Source organism: Paraburkholderia largidicola, from assembly GCF_013426895.1.
Classification (GTDB): Bacteria; Pseudomonadota; Gammaproteobacteria; order Burkholderiales; family Burkholderiaceae; genus Paraburkholderia; species Paraburkholderia largidicola.
Window position 1 is genome coordinate 1,769,118 of record NZ_AP023175.1, and the last position, 17,824, is coordinate 1,786,941.

General features: G+C 64.8%; 17 protein-coding genes. 8 read left to right on the forward strand and 9 right to left on the reverse strand.

What is annotated here, in order from left to right; translation table 11 throughout:
• Positions 1 to 66 precede the first annotated feature (66 nt).
• Positions 67 to 363 carry an acylphosphatase gene (locus PPGU16_RS24610; RefSeq protein WP_180723014.1) on the reverse strand — a complete coding sequence of 99 codons (297 nt, stop codon included), beginning with the start codon at positions 361 to 363 and terminating at the stop codon, positions 67 to 69.
• A 202-nt stretch (positions 364 to 565) separates the two neighbouring features.
• Between PPGU16_RS24610 and hpnA the strand changes: the two genes are divergently transcribed.
• Positions 566 to 1,576, forward strand: a complete 1,011-nt coding sequence (hpnA, locus tag PPGU16_RS24615; RefSeq protein ID WP_042304378.1) for a hopanoid-associated sugar epimerase — start codon at positions 566 to 568, stop codon at positions 1,574 to 1,576.
• Between the two features lie 140 nt (positions 1,577 to 1,716).
• Entirely contained in the window at positions 1,717 to 2,247 is a 531-nt protein-coding gene (locus tag PPGU16_RS24620) for a hypothetical protein (protein ID WP_180723015.1), read from the forward strand.
• A gap of 55 nt (positions 2,248 to 2,302) precedes the next feature.
• Here the strand turns inward: PPGU16_RS24620 and PPGU16_RS24625 are convergent, their stop codons facing one another.
• Together PPGU16_RS24625 and PPGU16_RS24630 are read right to left on the reverse strand one after the other, a co-directional pair.
• Positions 2,303 to 2,974: a lytic transglycosylase domain-containing protein gene (locus tag PPGU16_RS24625; RefSeq protein WP_180723016.1), complete on the reverse strand. Its 672-nt coding sequence runs from the start codon at positions 2,972 to 2,974 to the stop codon at positions 2,303 to 2,305.
• Positions 2,971 to 4,149 (reverse strand): glycosyltransferase, encoded by a 1,179-nt coding sequence (locus tag PPGU16_RS24630; protein WP_180723017.1) that lies wholly within the window; start codon positions 4,147 to 4,149, stop codon positions 2,971 to 2,973. Before PPGU16_RS24630 ends, PPGU16_RS24625 begins: the two co-directional genes overlap by 4 nt.
• A gap of 92 nt (positions 4,150 to 4,241) precedes the next feature.
• Here PPGU16_RS24630 and PPGU16_RS24635 point away from each other — a divergent pair, with 92 nt between their 5' ends.
• The 3 genes from PPGU16_RS24635 (at position 4,242) to hpnH (ending at position 6,744) form a co-directional block, all read left to right on the forward strand.
• Entirely contained in the window at positions 4,242 to 4,400 is a 159-nt protein-coding gene (locus PPGU16_RS24635; RefSeq protein ID WP_180723018.1) for a hypothetical protein, read from the forward strand.
• 231 nt (positions 4,401 to 4,631) lie between these two features.
• Positions 4,632 to 5,576 carry a 4-hydroxy-3-methylbut-2-enyl diphosphate reductase gene (gene ispH / locus PPGU16_RS24640; protein WP_180723019.1) on the forward strand — a complete coding sequence of 315 codons (945 nt, stop codon included), beginning with the start codon at positions 4,632 to 4,634 and terminating at the stop codon, positions 5,574 to 5,576.
• Positions 5,577 to 5,586: 10 nt separating this feature from the next.
• A complete protein-coding gene (gene hpnH, locus PPGU16_RS24645) occupies positions 5,587 to 6,744 on the forward strand; it encodes an adenosyl-hopene transferase HpnH (RefSeq protein WP_180723020.1) in 1,158 nt (385 codons plus the stop codon).
• 102 nt (positions 6,745 to 6,846) lie between these two features.
• Here the strand turns inward: hpnH and PPGU16_RS24650 are convergent, their stop codons facing one another.
• Complete coding sequence (locus PPGU16_RS24650) at positions 6,847 to 7,452, reverse strand: MlaC/ttg2D family ABC transporter substrate-binding protein (RefSeq protein ID WP_180723021.1); 606 nt, start codon at positions 7,450 to 7,452, stop codon at positions 6,847 to 6,849.
• Positions 7,453 to 7,643: 191 nt separating this feature from the next.
• On the opposite strand from PPGU16_RS24650, the gene hpnN reads away from it, so the two are divergent.
• Entirely contained in the window at positions 7,644 to 10,256 is a 2,613-nt protein-coding gene (gene hpnN / locus PPGU16_RS24655; protein ID WP_180723022.1) for a hopanoid transporter HpnN, read from the forward strand.
• A gap of 10 nt (positions 10,257 to 10,266) precedes the next feature.
• Positions 10,267 to 11,232 carry an MlaA family lipoprotein gene (locus PPGU16_RS24660; RefSeq protein ID WP_180723023.1) on the forward strand — a complete coding sequence of 322 codons (966 nt, stop codon included), beginning with the start codon at positions 10,267 to 10,269 and terminating at the stop codon, positions 11,230 to 11,232.
• A 109-nt stretch (positions 11,233 to 11,341) separates the two neighbouring features.
• On the opposite strand, the gene PPGU16_RS24665 is transcribed toward PPGU16_RS24660, so the two are convergent.
• The 5 genes from PPGU16_RS24665 to hpnD form a co-directional block, all read right to left on the reverse strand.
• Entirely contained in the window at positions 11,342 to 11,824 is a 483-nt protein-coding gene (locus PPGU16_RS24665; RefSeq protein ID WP_180723024.1) for an acyl-CoA thioesterase, read from the reverse strand.
• A gap of 145 nt (positions 11,825 to 11,969) precedes the next feature.
• Positions 11,970 to 12,680 (reverse strand): phosphorylase, encoded by a 711-nt coding sequence (locus tag PPGU16_RS24670; protein ID WP_180723025.1) that lies wholly within the window; start codon positions 12,678 to 12,680, stop codon positions 11,970 to 11,972.
• Positions 12,680 to 14,713: a squalene--hopene cyclase gene (gene shc, locus PPGU16_RS24675; protein ID WP_180723026.1), complete on the reverse strand. Its 2,034-nt coding sequence runs from the start codon at positions 14,711 to 14,713 to the stop codon at positions 12,680 to 12,682. The genes PPGU16_RS24670 and shc overlap by 1 nt, the downstream gene beginning before the upstream one ends.
• Positions 14,710 to 15,996 (reverse strand): hydroxysqualene dehydroxylase HpnE, encoded by a 1,287-nt coding sequence (gene hpnE, locus PPGU16_RS24680; RefSeq protein WP_180723027.1) that lies wholly within the window; start codon positions 15,994 to 15,996, stop codon positions 14,710 to 14,712. Before hpnE ends, shc begins: the two co-directional genes overlap by 4 nt.
• A complete protein-coding gene (hpnD, locus tag PPGU16_RS24685) occupies positions 15,996 to 16,844 on the reverse strand; it encodes a presqualene diphosphate synthase HpnD (protein ID WP_180723028.1) in 849 nt (282 codons plus the stop codon). Before hpnD ends, hpnE begins: the two co-directional genes overlap by 1 nt.
• Before the next feature lie 546 nt (positions 16,845 to 17,390).
• Between hpnD and PPGU16_RS24690 the strand changes: the two genes are divergently transcribed.
• Positions 17,391 to 17,813 carry a nuclear transport factor 2 family protein gene (locus PPGU16_RS24690; RefSeq protein ID WP_180723029.1) on the forward strand — a complete coding sequence of 141 codons (423 nt, stop codon included), beginning with the start codon at positions 17,391 to 17,393 and terminating at the stop codon, positions 17,811 to 17,813.
• Positions 17,814 to 17,824: the final 11 nt, after the last annotated feature.

The following is a 17,824-nucleotide window of genomic DNA, read 5'->3' on the forward strand; positions in this document are numbered from 1 at the left end:
TCGCGTGAGGTGAGCGAGAAGCGCGCGGGCGTCGAAGCTCACGCGCTTTTTTTCGAGCCGCTCGTGTCAATGCTGCTCGAAGCGCTCGAAACGTTTGTCGTTGGCGCGCTCTTCGTGCGTCACTTCCGTCACGCGCGCCATCGGCGGCCCGTGACGCAGCCACGACAGCATCCGGTCGAGCTGGTTCGCCGGACCTTGCAACATCGCTTCGACCGAACCGTCTTCCAGATTCGCCACCCATCCCCGGATACCGAGCGCATGCGCCTGGCGCACCGTCGCGTGACGAAAGCCAACGCCCTGCACCATGCCGCGCACCCGCACGTAATACGTTTCGATCCGCGAATCGAGATCCGTGCCGGACATGCTTTTCCTCCTTTATGCCGTTCGTGCCGCTTTTAATCCGTTTACGCGGGCATTCTAGTCGCGCCGCGCGCGCTTTGCTCGCGCGAGTCTTAACCAGCGACAGCCGCGAGCACGGCGCGCGCGATCGGCAGCACGTACAATCCGACCTCTGCAAACCTTCAACCATGCGCCCGTCAGGCAGCAATCAGGAACACGGCAAGCAATGACCGATCAGACTCGCGATCTCGTACTCGTCACCGGCGCATCCGGATTCGTCGGCTCGGCCGTCGCGCGCATCGCGCAGCAAAAGGGCTTTGCGGTGCGGGTGCTCGTGCGTCCGACCAGTCCGCGCCGCAACGTCGAATCGCTCGATGCGGAGATCGCGGTCGGCGACATGCGCGACGAGGCGTCGATGCGCGCCGCGCTGCGCGGCGTGCGTTATCTGCTGCACGTCGCGGCCGATTACCGGTTGTGGGCGCCGGACCCGCTGGAGATCGAGCGCTCGAATCTGGAAGGCACGGAAGCGACGATGCGCGCCGCGCTGAAGGAAGGCGTCGAGCGCATCGTGTACACGAGCAGCGTCGCGACGCTGAAGGTGACGGGCTCGGGTGCGTCGGTCGACGAAACCTCGCCGATGACGCCGCAGCAGGCGATCGGCGTGTACAAGCGCAGCAAGGTGCTCGCCGAGCGCGCCGTCGAACGGATGATCGCGAACGACGGCCTGCCCGCCGTGATCGTCAATCCGTCGACGCCAATCGGCCCGCGCGACGTGAAGCCCACGCCGACGGGCCGCATCATCGTCGAAGCGGCGCTTGGCAAGATTCCCGCGTTCGTCGATACGGGGCTGAACCTGGTGCACGTCGACGACGTCGCGATGGGTCACTTCCTCGCGCTCGAACGCGGCAAGATCGGCGAGCGCTACATTCTCGGCGGCGAAAATCTGCCGCTGCAGCAGATGCTCGCGGATATTGCCGGGATCGTCGGACGCAAGGCGCCGACCATTGCGCTGCCGCGCTGGCCGCTGTATCCGCTCGCGATGGGCGCGGAGGCCGTCGCGAAGTTCACGAAGCGCGAGCCGTTCGTCACCGTCGACGGGCTGAAGATGTCGAAGAACAAGATGTACTTCACGTCAGCGAAAGCGGAGCGCGAGCTTGGCTACAGCGCGCGGCCGTACCGCGAAGGCCTGCGCGACGCGCTCGACTGGTTCCGCGAGGCGGGCTATCTGAAAGCGTGACGTCTGGGTAAAGCGGCGAGCGCATTGGTTCGCGCCTCGTGCGTGACCCGCACACGCTTTGTTACAACTCGCCATGCCGACGCGAAGGCTACCGCCTGCGTGCAGAAGGTAAAATCGCGGGTCTTACCAGAGAACTACGCATGAATCTTAAGGAACAGATTGGCGCACTCGAAATGGGCGTCGATCAGCTCATCCGGGTTGTCACGGCTTCGCGCGAGGCCGATGCCGATGCCGCGACCGATCGACATGTGAACGGCGAACAGGCGGTCATCGCCGCGCCGGCCGCCGTCGAAACGGCAGTCGAAGAAGCGCCGGCGGAGCCGCAAACGCAGGAAGCCGCGGCCGAAAAGCCGACGCTGCATATCGAGCGCCCGAGCCAGAACGAAATCACGATGACGATCGGCGGCAAGTCGGTCACGCTGCATCCGCTGCAACTGGGTCAGCTGATCGAGGAACTGTCGAACGCGCGCGCGTCGATGCAGCCCGAAGTTCCGCCGAACCTGCCTCCCGGCTGGCGTTTCGTGTCGACCAAAGACCCGGTCATGGCGGTGCAGAAGCAATCCAACGGCGACCGTCTGCTCGTGATGCGCCATACGGGACACGGCTGGGTGCCGTTCCAGTTCTCGCCGGAAACGGTCATCCAGATGTACATGATGCTGACGCAGAAGTGATGCGCGACGGCGCGGGCCGTCGGCAGCGTGCCATGCACGCCGCGACGCCCGCCGTTCAGTGCGACAGCGGCAGCAACGAATTGAGCAGACTGGTTGCGCGCTGCGTGACGCTCGGGCTGCTCGCCGCTTCGGGGATGGGGCTCATGTAGACCACTGGCCCGATGCAAAGCGACGTGTAGCGCGCGTCGCATCCGCCGTCGCGCGACGGCAGCGGTTGATCCGCGCCCGATCCCGTACCGGCATCCGCCTCCACGACTTCCGCGAACGTCTTCACGCGGCCGTTGACCTTCTCCGCATACGCCTGCGATCCGCCGTAGCTCTTCAACGCGGCATTCAGATCGCCGCCCGCCGATTTCATGTAGCCGTACAGAATCGCGGAGCCGACTTCGATGTTGGTCTCGGGATCGGTCAGATCCTTCACGTCTTTCAGCATGCGCTTGTGCGCGCCGGGCACGACCTGCATGAGACCCGTCGCGCCGTTGCCGCCCTTGGCCTTTTCCTTGAAGCGCGATTCGATCGAGATGATCGCGAGAATGAGCGCAGGCGGCAGCGCGTACTTCTCCGAGGCGGCGCGCACGGCGTTCGAAATCTGCTCGGCCTTCTCTTTCGCGAGGCCGAACTTCTGGCGCAGATAGTCTGAGGTGCGGTCCTGGCGGGTCTGATCGTCGGCCAAAGCGCCTTGCATCAAACCTAGCGCGACGACGACCAGACAGACGAGCCGCTTCATTGATTCGTCCCGGCCGGCGCCTGCACGCGCGCCTTCCATTGCCCGCCCTTGCCGCGCCAGTAGCGCACGGCCGAACCGAACGTCGCGCTGACATAAAACAGCGCGATCAGCGGCAGGAACGGCGCCCACAGTGGCGAACGCTGGTAGTAGCGCAGCATCGGCGCATAGGCGCAGCACATCGCGGCCCACGCGAGCCACGCGGGCCAGCCTTTCGCCCCGAGCACGATGGCGACGACGGGCGGCGCGAGGTAGATGATCGTCATGCCGAGCAGCGTGCCCGCCAGCAGCCAGGCCGAGTAGCGCAATTGCGTGAACGCGGTGCGCGCGATCATGTTCCAGATTTCGCGCCAGCTGTCGTACGGGCGCAGCGAGACGCTGCGCGCCGCCACGTCGAGGCGGATCGGATGACGCCCTTCGCCGCGATGCTTGATCCGGGCGGCGAGGCTGCAATCGTCGATCAGTTCGGCGCGGATCGATTCGATGCCGCCCGCTTCTTCGAGCGCCGTGCGGCGCACCAGCATGCAGCCGCCCGCCGCGCCCGCCGTACGGTTGCGCGGGTTGTTGACCCACGCGAACGGATACAGCTTCGCGAAGAAGAACACGAAAGCGGGAATCAGCGCCTTTTCCCAGAACGAGTCGCAGCGCAGGCGGACCATCAGCGAAACGAGGTCGCGCTTTTCGGCGTCGGCGCGCATCACGAGTTGCGTCAGCGCGTCGGACGGATGACCGATGTCGGCGTCGGTGAGCAGCAGGTATTCCGGCGTGTAGCCGAGCGAGCGCGCCGCCTCGATGCCCTGCGATTGCGCCCAGACCTTGCCCGACCAGCCCGTGGGCAGCGGCTTCGCGGTAATCACGGTCAGCCGGTCCGGACACTGCAGCGCGAGCGCGGCAGCGCGGGCGGCGTCGGCGGTGCCGTCGGTGCTGTGGTCGTCGACGACGATCACGTGAAATTCGCCCGGATAGTCCTGCTTGAGCAGCGACGTGACAGCCCGCGCGATCACGTCCGCTTCATTGCGCGCCGGGACGACGGCGGCGACGCCCGGCCATGCGTCGCGCGACTCGGGCGCAAGCGGCGCGGCGGGCTGCGCGCGCCAGAAGCCGCCGCGCGCGAACAGCAGCACACACCAGATCAACAGCGACACACACGCCAACAGAAACAGAACCGCCGCAATCATGCATTGCCCTCTATGAAAGCCGCGCGCTTTGCGTCTCCAGGGCGCGGCGACGGACGCGGCGCGCCAGCACTACCTGCGACGCTGCGCCAATCGTGGAAATCGAGCACCAGCCGGCCATCGACTATGTGATAGACCGCGTTTTCGATACGTTCAAGAATGCGCCGCCGACGAAAGACGCCGCAGAAAATTCAATTGCTGCAGGCCGGGAACCGCAGGCGATGCGTCGGCGCAGCAAAAGGCCGATAGTTTAAGGGTTCCTGTCAACAGGCGCAGCGAGTCATTTTTGCCACGCCAGGCGGCGCGCAAACGCCACAGTGCGGGACGCCTGAAAAGCAAACAGACAGCGATAGCGTTAGAATGCGCGTTTGGTCTCGAGTATCGACTTCCGTCGGATTTAAGACATCAACTAATATACAGACGCGGCGAACAGGTCGTTTTTACCGACCTGCCCGGAATCCCGCGTCAGTCGGAGTTCGCCGCATATGCGAGTCATCCTTGCCCAACCCCGCGGCTTTTGTGCGGGAGTCGTGAGGGCGATCGAAATTGTCGATCGCGCTTTGCAGCAACATGGCGCACCTGTTTACGTGCGTCATGAAATCGTCCACAACAGGCACGTGGTCGATAACCTTCGCCGTAAAGGCGCGCGCTTCGTCGAGGAACTCGACGAGGTGCCGCAGGGCGCAGTTGCTATTTTCAGTGCCCACGGTGTTTCGCAAAGCGTCGAACGCGACGCGGAGCAGCGCGGTCTCGACGTGCTCGATGCCACCTGCCCGCTGGTGACGAAGGTTCATGTGCAAGGTCGTCAGTACGTGGGCGGGGGCCGCACGCTGATCCTGATCGGGCACGCGGGCCATCCGGAAGTCGAAGGCACGATCGGCCAGATTCCGGGCAAGGTGCTGCTCGTGCAAAGCGAAGCCGAAGTCGCGAAGCTGGAACTGCCCATCGACACGCCGCTCGCCTATGTCACGCAGACCACGCTGTCGGTGGACGACACGCGCGGCATCATCGATGCGCTGAAGCGCCGCTTCCCCGACATCGTCGGTCCGGATACGCGCGACATCTGCTACGCGACGCAAAACCGCCAGGCGGCCGTGCGCGAACTCAGCACGCAGGTCGAGGTGCTGCTGGTGGTGGGCGCAACGAACAGCTCGAACTCGAATCGCCTGCGCGAGATCGGCAGCGAAACGGGCGTGCCGAGCTTTCTGGTCGCCGACGGTTCCGAAGTGAAGCCGGAGTGGTTCGCCAACGTGAAGACGGTCGGCATCACGGCCGGCGCGTCGGCACCGGAAGAAATGGTCGAGAACGTAATCGATGCGCTACGCGCACTGGGCCCCGTCGACGTTACGACGATGGCGGGACGTGAAGAAAAAGTTGAATTCAAGTTGCCGTCGAAGCTGACGCAACAACTCGCTGCACGCGAAGTTTAAGGAGGACAGTTTGTCTATTCCGATGCTACAAAAAGTCCGGGTTGGCGCTTACATCATGCGCAACCACCTCAAGGGCAACAAACGGTACCCGCTCGCGCTGATGCTCGAGCCGCTGTTCCGCTGTAACCTGGCCTGCAACGGCTGCGGCAAGATCGACTATCCGGATCCCATCCTGAACCAGCGTCTGTCGCTGGCGGAATGCCTCGAAGCCGTCGACGAGTGCGGCGCGCCCGTGGTGTCGATCGCGGGCGGCGAGCCGCTGCTGCACAAGGAAATGCCGCAGATCGTCAAGGGCATCATGGCGCGCAAGAAGTTCGTGTACCTGTGCACGAACGCGCTGCTGATGGAAAAGAAGATGGACGATTACGAGCCGAACCCGTACTTCGTCTGGTCGGTGCACCTCGACGGCGACCGCGAAGCGCACGATCACTCGGTCTCGCAGGAAGGCGTGTACGACAAGGCCGTCGCGGCCATCAAGGAAGCCAAGCGCCGCGGCTTCCGCGTGAACATCAACTGCACGCTGTTCAACGATGCCGTGCCCGAGCGCGTGGCGAAGTTCTTCGACACGGTCGGCGAGATTGGTGTGGACGGCATCACGGTGTCGCCCGGCTACGCGTATGAGCGTGCCCCGGACCAGCAGCACTTCCTGAACCGCGACAAGACCAAGAACCTGTTCCGCGAAATCTTCAAGCGCGGCAACAACGGCAAGAAGTGGTCGTTCAGCCAGTCGAGCCTGTTTCTCGACTTCCTGGCCGGCAATCAGAGCTACGAATGCACGCCTTGGGGCAACCCGGCGCGCACCGTGTTCGGCTGGCAGAAGCCGTGCTATCTGGTCGGCGAAGGTTACGTGAAGACCTTCAAGGAACTGATGGAAACCACCGACTGGGACAAGTACGGCACCGGCAAGTATGAGAAATGCGCGGACTGCATGGTCCACTGCGGCTTCGAAGCGACGGCCGTGATGGACACGGTCGCGCATCCGCTGAAGGCGCTGAAGGTCAGCCTGAAGGGTGCGCGGACAACGGGTGCGTTCGCCAAGGACATCCCGCTCGACAAGCAGCGCCCGGCAGAATACGTGTTCTCGCGCCACGTCGAGATCAAGCTCGAAGAGATCAAGGTCAAGGGCACGGGCAAGAAGGTGCAGACGTCGGCCGCTGCGTTGAATTAATACGCATCCAAGCCGCATGAAAAAGAGCGCAACGGTTTAACCGTTGCGCTCTTTTGTTTGGTGCCGCTGCTGAACGCTGCCAGACCCGGGCAGCGCTATGGGTCAGCCCGCGCTACGCGCGTTGTGCTCGGTGAGGAACTTGATCAAACCGTCCACGCCGCCCTTGTTCAGCTGATCCTGGAACTGCGTCTGATACACCTGGATCAGCCATGCGCCCATCATGTTGATGTCGTAAATCTTCCAGCCGTTCGCCGTTTTTTCCAGGCGATAGTCGATGGCGTCGTCGCCGCCGTTGCTCAGCACGTGTGACTGAACGACAGTATCTTTCGCGTCCGCCGCCGCGCTCGACGGCGCGAATTTGAACTTCACGTCCTGATCGCGCAGTTGCGACAGCGATGCCGCATAGGTGCCGACGAGCAGCTTCGTGAATTGCTCATACAGTTGTTTTTGTTGCTCCGGCGTGGCCGTGGCCCAGGCTTTACCGACGGCGATGCGCGTCGTGCGCTGGAAGTTGGTGGCGGGCACGAAGTGCGACTCGACCACTTGCGTGATCTTTTTCATGTCGCCGCCGCGAGCCTGCGGGTCGGCCTTCATCGCATTGACGGTGCCTTCGACTGCGCTCTTCACGATCGCATCAGGCGCGGTTTGTGCGAAAGCCGCGGTGGACACCACGGCGGCTGCCAGAAAAGCAGAGAGATAACGTTTCATACGCTCATCGGGACAGTTGAGAATGAACCCGCGCCGGACAGGCCGCATCCGGCACGATTACGGGCCAGTATACCGACTTAAGACTTTGAAGGGCTGCACAGGGTTCACTAAGGCGACCCGGCGGCGGCAGCGTCGGTATACTTGTGCCCTTTACCAATAACGCCAATCGTGACAAGGCCCCGCTCGCGTACATGCTGAAGTCATCTATCGTTCGCCTCGTTGTCTGGTCGGTGCGCCGCCCGCTGCAGGTCATCGGGCTGTCGCTCGTGCTCGCCGTGCTGAGCACCATTTACGTCGTTCATCACTTCAAGATCAATACCGACATCAGCCGCCTCGTCGAGAACGATGCGAAATGGACGGCGCTCGAACAGCAAATCGACAAGGCCTTCCCCGATCGCGGACAGACCTTGCTGGTCGTCGTCGAGGCCGGTGCGCCCGAGTACGCGGATGCCGCCGCGAACACGCTGGCCACCGAGCTGCAAAAGAACACGAAGGAATTCAGTTCCGTCATGCAGCCGGGCAGCGGCCCGTTCTTCGAAAAGGAAGGCTTGCTGTTCCCGTCGCTCGCCGACGTGCAATCCACCACCTCGCAACTGGTCAAGGCGCGCCCGCTCATCAACTCGCTCGCGCATGATCCGAGTCTGACGGGCCTCGCCGGCACGCTGACCACGAGCCTGCTGCTGCCGCTGCAGATCGGCCAGGTGAAGCTCGGCGACATGAGCAACCTGCTGTCGCGCAGCGCGACCGTGATCGATCACGTGCTGGCCAACGAGCCCGCTGTGTTCTCGTGGCGCGCGCTCGTCGACAAGGATGCCGCCAAGGTGCCCGCGCGCGCGTTCATCGTCGTGCAGCCGAAGCTGGACTATGCGGCGCTGCAGGCGGGCGCGCGGGCCTCGGAAGAGGTTCGCAAGACGGCGGACTCGCTCGATCTCGACTCGCAATACGGCGCGCGCATCCGCCTGACGGGCGAACAGCCGCTCGCGGACGACGAATTCGCCTCGGTGCAGGACGGCGCGGAGATCAACGGCATCGTCACGTTCTTCGTCGTGCTCGGCATCCTGTGGCTCGCGCTGCGCTCGGGCCGCCTGATCGTCGCCGTGTTCATCACGCTTTTCGTTGGCCTCGTCATCACGGCGGCGCTCGGCCTGATGATGGTCGATGCGCTGAACATGATTTCCGTCGCGTTCATGGTGCTGTTCGTCGGGCTTGGCGTCGACTTCGGCGTGCAGTTCGGCGTGAAGTACCGCGAAGAGCGCAACCGCGACGACCGGCTCGCCGCCGCGCTGATCCACACGGCATACAGCATCGGCGTGCCGTTGACGCTCGCCGCCGTGGCCGTCGCCGAGAGCTTCTTCTCGTTCCTGCCGACCGCGTATCGCGGCGTCTCGGAGCTGGGCAAGATCGCGGGCGTCGGCATGTTCGTCGCGTATCTGACCAACATGACGCTGCTGCCCGCGCTCATCAAGGTCTTCAACCCGCCGGGCGAGGCCGAATCGCCAGGCTTCACGTTCCTCGCGCCCGTCGACGACTTCCTCGACCGCAACCGCACCCCCGTGCTGATCGCGACGGCCGTGCTGATCATCGGCGCGTCGCCGTTGCTGCTGCATCTGCGCTTCGACTTCAATCCGCTGCACCTGAAGGACCCGAACACGGAGTCGATGGCGACGCTGATCTCGCTGAACGACGCGCCCGAGGCGGCCGTGAACAACGTGCGGGCACTGGCGCCGTCGCTGGCGGATGCGGATAAGATCGCCGCGCGTCTGTCGAAACTGCCCGAAGTGGGCCGCACGACGACCCTCACCACGTTCATTCCTGCCGACCAGCCGCAAAAGCTCGCGCTGGTTGCCGCCGCGGCGCAACAACTGCTGCCCGCGCTGACGCAGACGCCCGCGCCGCCCGCCACCGACGCCGTGCGCGTCGCCGCGCTCAAGCGCACGTCGGCGCAACTCTCACTCGCCGCCGACGATCACCCCGGCCCGGGTGCCGCGGAAGCCAAACATCTGTCCGAAACGCTGGCCAAGCTCGCGAGCGCGGATGTCTCGACGCGCGATCGCGCCGAGCGCGCGATGTCGGTCCCGCTGAAGATTTCGCTGAAGCAGCTGGCCACCCTGCTGCAACCGTCGGAAATCACCCGCGACAACGTGCCGAAGGACATCGCCGACAGCTGGGTATCGAAGACAGGCCAGGCGCTCGTCGAGATTTCGCCGAAAGTGCCGCCCGGCACCGATCCCGGCGACGACGTGATGCTGCGCAATTTCGCCAGGGCCGTGAAAACGGCGGAGCCGGGCGCGATCGGCGGCCCGATCTCGATCCTCCATTCGGCGAATGTGATCATCAAGTCGTTCGTACAGGCGGGCGCGTGGGCCATCCTGTCAATCAGCGCCCTGCTCTGGCTCACGCTGCGCCGGTTCGGCGACGTGCTGCGCACGCTCGTGCCGCTGCTGGTGTCGGCCGTCGTCACGCTGGAGTTGTGCGTCGTGTTCAACATGCCGCTTAATTTCGCGAATATCATCGCGTTGCCGCTGATGCTCGGCGTGGGCGTCGCGTTCAAGATTTACTTCGTGATGGCCTGGCGCAGAGGGCAAACGGGCCTGCTGCAATCCAGTCTCACCCACGCCGTGCTGTTCAGCGCGGCGACCACCGCTACGGCGTTCGGCAGCCTGTGGCTGTCGCATCACCCGGGCACGTCGAGCATGGGGCGTCTGCTGGCGCTGTCCCTCCTCTGCACGCTGATTGGCGCTGTGGTATTTCAACCGGTATTGATGGGCAAACCGCGCGTTCGACGCGCATCGAAGAAACAATAAGGAACGCCGCATGAAGATGCGTACAGCCGCGCTGGCACTGGCCGCCGCGAGTCTTGCAACGGGGTGTGCAACGGGACCCGACCGGAAGCCCGGGGATCCGCTCGAACCGATGAACCGCGCGATTTTCAACTTCAACGACGCGCTCGATCGCACGGTCGCCGTGCCGATTGCGAAGGGTTATCAGAAGGTCACGCCGCAGCCGCTGCGTCAGGCCATCAGCAACTTCTTCTCGAACCTCGGTGATCTCGACAACTTTGCGAACAGCCTGCTTCAGTTGCACATCAAGGACGCAACCGAAAGCCTGATGCGTTTCGCGATGAACTCGACGTTCGGTCTTGGCGGCCTGATCGACTTCGCGACGCCCGCCGGCCTGCCGAAGCACAAGGAGGATTTCGGCCTGACGCTCGGCCGCTGGGGCGTGCCGTCGGGCCCGTATCTGGTGTTGCCGCTGTTCGGCCCGAGCTCGTTCCGCGACGGCCTCGGCTATCTGGTCGACTTCCGCGCCAATCCGATCACGTACATGGGCTGGGAGTACAAGTATCCGCTGTTCTTCGTACAGTTCGTCAGCGTGCGGTCGGATCTGCTCGGCGCGACGACACTGCTGGAACAGGCGGCCCTCGACAAATACTCGTTCGTTCGCGACGCCTATACGCAGCAGCGCAAATCGATGCTGCGCGGCGCGAATGCGCCGGCATCGGCGTTGCCCGATTACGGTGACGACGACGAATCGGGCGCGCAGGCGCCTTCAGGTGCATCGGGCACGGCGCCGACCACCGTGCCGGGCGCGGCGCCGCTCGGCTTGCCGAACTACTCGGATCCGGGACAAGCGGCTCCGGCGGAAGGGGCGTCGGGCGCGGGCGGCGCGAAGCCCGCGCCGACCAACGACGACAGCGTGCCGAAGTACGAAGATCCGGGCGAAGGCGCCGCGCCGTCGCCCGCGCCTGCCACGGGAACGCCCGCTCCCGCTTCGCAGTAAGCCGTCCGCACCGGTACAGAAAACAGAAGCCCCGGCTGGTCATTCGACCAGCCGGGGCTTTGTCTTTCCGGGCGCTTTTCAGGGCAGCCGATGCCGCCGTCCGAAAGCGTCAATGCGCCGCGTCCGCTTCCTGATCCACGTCTTCAGCGCTTTCCGCAGCCAGCACAACCGGCTGCTGCTGCATGGCGCGCAGGCTTTCGCTGTATCGCTCGAACGCTTCATCCGAATAGCGGATCTTCGTGCGGCCGTGCGGCGCCGGATCGCCGTTCGCGTCGAGATTCACGAACACCATCTTTTCGACGGTCAGAATGCTTTTGCGCGTGATCTTGTTGCGCACTTCCGCGCGCAGCGTGATCGACGTCGTGCCGAAGTGCGTCGCCGTCATCCCCAGTTCGATGATGTCGCCCTGACGCGCCGAGCTGACGAAGTTGATCTCCGACATGAACTTGGTCACGACGCGCTGGTTGTCGAGCTGACAGATTGCGTAGATGGCGGCTTCTTCATCGATCCAGCGCAGCAGGCTGCCGCCGAACAGCGTGCCGTTGGGATTCAGGTCTTCGGGCTTGACCCATTTGCGTGTGTGGAAATTCATTTCGGTCCCTCTTTAGAAATAGCGCGGTCGCGCTCAGCGGCGCGACCTAGGGTTAACACCTAGCACTATATCAGAGATAAGGGTTTTCCCTAGGTCTTCAAGACCAACACACTATTTCGCTTTCTAAGTAACCGGCGCGCCCAGCTCAAATGGAGAGGAGCGCACCCGAGCGCTCCAGCACCTGACGGGCGGCGACAAGGGAAGCCCGCGCAGCGCGGGCGTCGGCGGCCACTTGCAGCAGACCGCCGAGTTGGGACGGCTGACGCGCCAGTTCGCGCAGGATGGGGCCGATGGCCGTTGTGCCGTCGTCGCGCAGACCGGCCGTCGCCGCGGACGGCAGCGTGCGCCAGGCGGGATCGACGATCGCCCGGCAGACGACGAACGGCAGGCCGTTCGCCTCGGCGATCGCGCCTGCAAGGTGAGATTCCATATCGACGGCAAGCGCACCCGTCGATGCATGCAGCGCCGCCTTGTCGGCAGCGCCGACAAGCGGCGCCGTCACGCCCGCGATCGGCCCGCGCCGCAGCTTCGACGCCAGCGGCGCCGCGCCGAGCGCGGTGGCGATGCGTCCCGCCCAGCGCAGATCGGTTTCGACGACGCCGAGCGGGCTGTGCACGCTGCTCGCGACGATCAAGGTGCCGGGCGCGAGATCGGGCGCCAGTCCGCCTGCCGTACCGAAGCTGATGATGCCCGCGCAACCGCGCGCGATCGCCTGGTTCAGCGCGCGCTCGAGCAGATCGGCGCGCGCCGCGTACACCGCTTCGACGCCCTTGCCGCGCGCGATGCGCGCTTCGAACGCCATGCCCGTCACGGCGATGACGGGCATGGCGTTCATCAGACCAGGCCGGGCCGCCATCACAAGCCGAAGGCGACGCGCTTCTGATCCGCGCGCGTCAGGTTGCGGTAGCGCGCGAGCGCCCACAGCGGGAAGAACTTGCGATACCCGTGATAGCGCAGATAGAACACGCGCGGGAAGCCTGTTGCCGAGAAGCGCGTTTCGTCCCACAGGCCGTGATCTCGCTGCTCGCCCTGCAGATATTCGATACCGCGCGCGACGGCGGGATGATCGACATAGCCGACGGCCATCAGGCCGAGTAGCGCCCACGCCGTTTGCGACGGAATGCTTTCGGCCTTCTCGTAGCCGCGATAGTCGAGCTTGTAGCTGGTGCCGTCTTCGCCCCAGCCGCCGTCCGCGTTCTGAATCGATACGAGCCACTGCGCGGCGCGCTTGATGCGCGCGTCGTCATGCGAGATGCCCGCGGCGTTCAGCGCGCACAGCGCCGTCCACGTGCCGTAGATGTAGTTCATGCCCCAGCGGCCGTACCAGCTGCCGTCGTCTTCCTGCTCTTTCAGCAGATAGTCGTAGGCGCGGCGCGCGGGCTCGCTGGTCGCTGGCATTTCGCCGAGTTGCGCGAGCATCGACAGGCAACGGCCGGACACGTCGGCGGTCGGCGGATCGAGCAAGGCGCCGTGATCGGAGAACGGAATGTTGTTCAGGTAGTACTGCGTGTTCTCCGGCTCGAACGCGCCCCACCCGCCGTCGCTGCTCTGCATGCCGACCACCCATTCGCGGGCGCGGGCAATCGCGTTCGCGTCGACATCCGATTGCGTCAGCGCCGCCGAACGATGCATCGCCAGCGCGACCACGGCCGTATCGTCGACGTCGGGGTAATGCGCGTTGTTGTACTGGAACGCCCAGCCGCCCGGACGCACGTCGGGACGGCGCGAAATCCAGTCGCCGCGCACATCGAGAATCTGCAGCGGACGCAGCCACGCGAGACCGCGCTCGGCGGCTTCCTCGGCGCGCGTGTCGCCGGTTTCGAGCAGCGCATGCGCCGCGAGCGACGTGTCCCACACAGGCGACAGGCACGGCTGGCAATACGCTTCTTCTTCGCCGATGACGAGCAGCTTGTCGATCGATTGGCGGGCGATCGCGCGCTTCGGGTGATCGGCGGGGTAACCGAGCACGTCGTACATCATCACGGAGTTCGCCATCGCCGGGAAAATCGCGCCGAGGCCGTCTTCGCCGTTCAGGCGTTCATCGACGAAATCGACGGCTGCCTTGATCGCGCGCTCACGCGAACGCTTCGGGAACAGGCCGTCCGTCACGCGCAGCACGCCGTCGACGGCGCGGAAGAACGCGAACCAGCTCTTGCTCTGGTGGCCCGAGCGCGGCAGCAGGCCCGTCGTGACGGGCGCGCCACGGAACAGTTCGTCGATGCGCACGCCACGCGGATTGCGCGCGACCGGCCGCTTCGCGTTCAGCACCAGCAGCGGGACGATCACCGTGCGCGCCCAGTACGACACCTTCGACAGGTGGAACGGGAACCACTTGGGCAGCAGCATGATTTCGACGGGCATCATCGGCACCGCGTACCACGTGACGACGCCGAACAGCGCGAGCAGGATGCGCGTGAACACGTTCGCCGCTTCCGCGCCACCGTGCGCCAGAATGCACTCGCGTGCGCGGACCATGTGCTCGGCGTCGACGGGATCGCCGATCATTTTCAGCGCGAAGTAGGCTTTCACGCTCGCGCTGACGTCCATCGCGCCGTCGGTGAAGAGCGGCCAGCCGCCGTCGGCCAGCTGGATGCGGCGCAGGTAGCGCGCAATCTTCTGTTCGAGCTCGACGTTGGGCGTTTCGCCCAGGTAGTGGACGAGCAGCACGTATTCGGCGGGAATCGTCGCGTCGGCTTCGAGTTCGTAGACCCAGTGGCCGTCGTCCTTTTGCGCCGCGAGGATGGCGTCCGTCGCGCGCGTGACGGCGGCGTCGAGCGCATCGACGGGCGTGGCGCCTGCCGCCAGCGCGGCGGCCACGGGAGCGTGGTCGTCGATCAGCGTTTGAGGCAGTGCGTCGCCCAGCGTCTGGGTCATGGATAAATCATTCATCGGCGTTCCATCGGTTCGTTCAGTAGCGTATCGGCGGCCTTCTGGCCGGAGCGAATCGCGCCTTCGATGCCCGGCGGCAGACCGGTTGCCGTCCAGTCGCCCGCGAGCATCAGGTTGTTCCAGCGAGTGCGCGTGGCCGGGCGGCGCATCTCGTCGTCGGGTTGCGCGGCGAAGGTCGCGCGCGGCTCGACGTTCAGTTGCCACTTCAGCGGCAGATCGGCCGACAAACCCGTCACTTGCGCGACGTCGGCCCACAGCTTGCGCGCGAGTTCGTCGCGCGGCATGTCGGCGAGGTTCGCGGTACGGTTCGCCGCGTCGTAGACCGTCACCGACAGGCGTCCGTCCGACGCCACCAGCCAGCTCGCGCTCGCATTGACCAGCCCCATCAGCGGCGGATGGCCCAGCGGCGGCTCGACCGCGAAATTCGCCGTCACGATGGCCGAAAAGCGGCGCGGCGCCTGCGTGCCGGGCACCAACGCCTGCGCGACATCGGGCGTCACGGCCAGCACGACGGCTTCGCTCGCGCCGATTTCGACGCGCTCCCCGCCGTCCAGACGCAGCGCGGCAACGCGGCTGTCCGGGCTATCGGCAAACTCCAGCGCGTCGATGCGCGCCCCGAGCCGGATCGCCGCGCCGCCATGCTGCAACAGCCGCAACGCGGGTTCGACGAACGCGGAACCCAGGCCGTTGCGCGCGATGAGCGGCCGGCTCGAAGGGCCGCCCGCCGCGAGCATGTCGCGCAACACCGCGCTCACCAGTTCGGCCGTCGCCTGACGCGGCTCGATGTTCGTCAAGGCCAGCAGCAGCGGACGCAGCATGCGGTCCCACAGCGGGCCGTTGCTGCGCATCGACTGCGCGACCGTGCGGCCGGGCTTCGCCAGCAGCAGCGGCACGACGGACAGGTAGTCCGTCCATCGCGTGTCCGGCACGCGCGCGCCGGCTTCGAAAATCCACCCCGGAAACCGTCCCGGCGACATGCGCACGGTCCAGCGCTGGTTCGTTGCCAGATCGACGAACGGGTATTCGGGCTGCGTCGGCCCGACGAGTTCATCGGCGGAACCAATCGCGCGCACGTAGTTCAACGTGGCCTGCTGGCCGGACAGCACCAGATGGTTGCCGCTGTCCACAGTTGCGGCCAGCGTGCGGTCGTAGCACGTGCGGCAGCGGCCGCCCGCCTGTTCAGCCGCCTCGTACAGCACCACTTGCGCGCCGCGCCGTTGCAGCTGCACGGCGGCGGCAAGACCGGCCAGCCCAGCACCGATCACGTGAACCAGCTTTCGCATCAAAAGAACGCGAAGCGCGCCACGATCGCCAGCATGCGCAGCTTCGGCTTGCTGACTTTCGTGCGCGGAATGTCGAAGCCGCGTTCCAGCGTGCGCTCGAGCAGCAAGCGGTAGACGCCCGACATGATGCGCGGCGCCTTGACCTGCGCGCGCGGCTGCGCGTCCATGATCGCATCGGCGGCGGCGAAGTGCTGCTTCGCGCGCTCCGCCAGCGTCGCGCAGACGCGCGGCAGCGAAGGATCGTCGGCGATCGTGAGCGGATTCGTCGCCGCGATGCCTTCGCGCGCCAGCAGCTCGTACGGCAAATAGCAGCGGTTGATTTCCGCGTCTTCGTCGATGTCGCGCAGGATGTTCGTCAGTTGCAGCGCGCGGCCCAGATGGTGCGACAGGTCGATGCCCGGCTGCTCCTCCATCCCGAATATCCTCACCGATAGCCGGCCGGCTGCGCTCGCGACACGGTCGCAGTACAGGTCGAGCGTGGCTTCGTCGGGCGCGCAGATGTCGGCGGCGGCGTCCATCGCCATGCCGTCGATCATCGCGTGGAAGTCTTCGCGCTGCAGATGAAACGTGTGGATGTGCCGGGTCAGCTCGAGCAGCGACGCGCGCGGCGAGCCGGCGTAGCACGCGTCGATGTCCGCCCGCCAGCGCTCGAGACCCGCGTCGCGCTCGGCGCGCGGCAGGTCGCTGTCGGCGATATCGTCGACGGCGCGGCAGAAAGCGTAGACCTGGTACATCGCATCGCGCTGCGCAGGCGGCAAGATGCGCATCGCGAGATAAAACGAGCTGCCTGAACTGGCGGCAGCTGCGTCAGTTTGTGTGTCGTCCACGACGAGATTGGAAACGGCCAAGACGATCTCCGCTGAGACACCCCCGAAAGGGCGATCAAGAAGTCATGCCTACCCGCAGGGCAAGCCGCCCGCGCGCGCGGACACGCGCGAAACGCCGGCCGAAAGACCGGAAAACGGCGAAAAGTATACCAACCTTTCATAGCGGACGCAGGAACGGCGGAAGCCGGGGCGGCGCGCCATTGCCATTTACCGAAGGAAGAACGCAGGGCGTCGCGGCCTGTCGTGTGGACCACGTCCAATCGCTTGGCAAACAAAAAAACACAGATTGGGTGTCCGTCGATTTTCTGAAAATATCGGACACGCTATCTCAAATTAAGAGTTATCTGAGATACCTCGATATAAGTTCAGATTATCTTTTATCTCACGACGACGCACGGCACGGCACCGGACGGCCGCGAGAAGCCGATCCAGCACGCCTCAGCCAAATCCACATAAATCACAAAAATTATCAATTCACTACCAAATCGCGATTTTCTATTACCCCGAAAATATCGTCAAAAATCAATCGACGCGATTATTAATTTATTTTTATTCAAGGAAGAGTAAATGAAACTGTATGTGCTGTGTGCTGCTCCTTTGCTCGCGACTTTTGGATTATCGGACCACGCCTGCGACTCCCGCGTCGACGAAACCGTGATCCGCCAGATGGAAAAAATATGGATCCAGGCGAGCATGCATCACGACCTGGACACGCTCGACGCACTGCTCGACGACTCGTATCGCGGCGTTACGCCGTCGGGTGCGGCCCGCTCGAAGCGCGACGTTCTCAGCACACCGCCCGCGCCGGCGGGCTCCCGGCAGACGCTTCGGGACCTCGAGGTTCGTGTAGATGGCGACCGCGCCGTCGCGATTGGCGAGACTCAATTCATGGCGCCGGACGGCCAGCAAGCCGTGTTCGCCTTCAAGGACGACTTCGTCCGCCGCGATGGGCAGTGGCGCGTGATTCGATCGTGGATGACCGCCCGATAAATCGCCTGGCC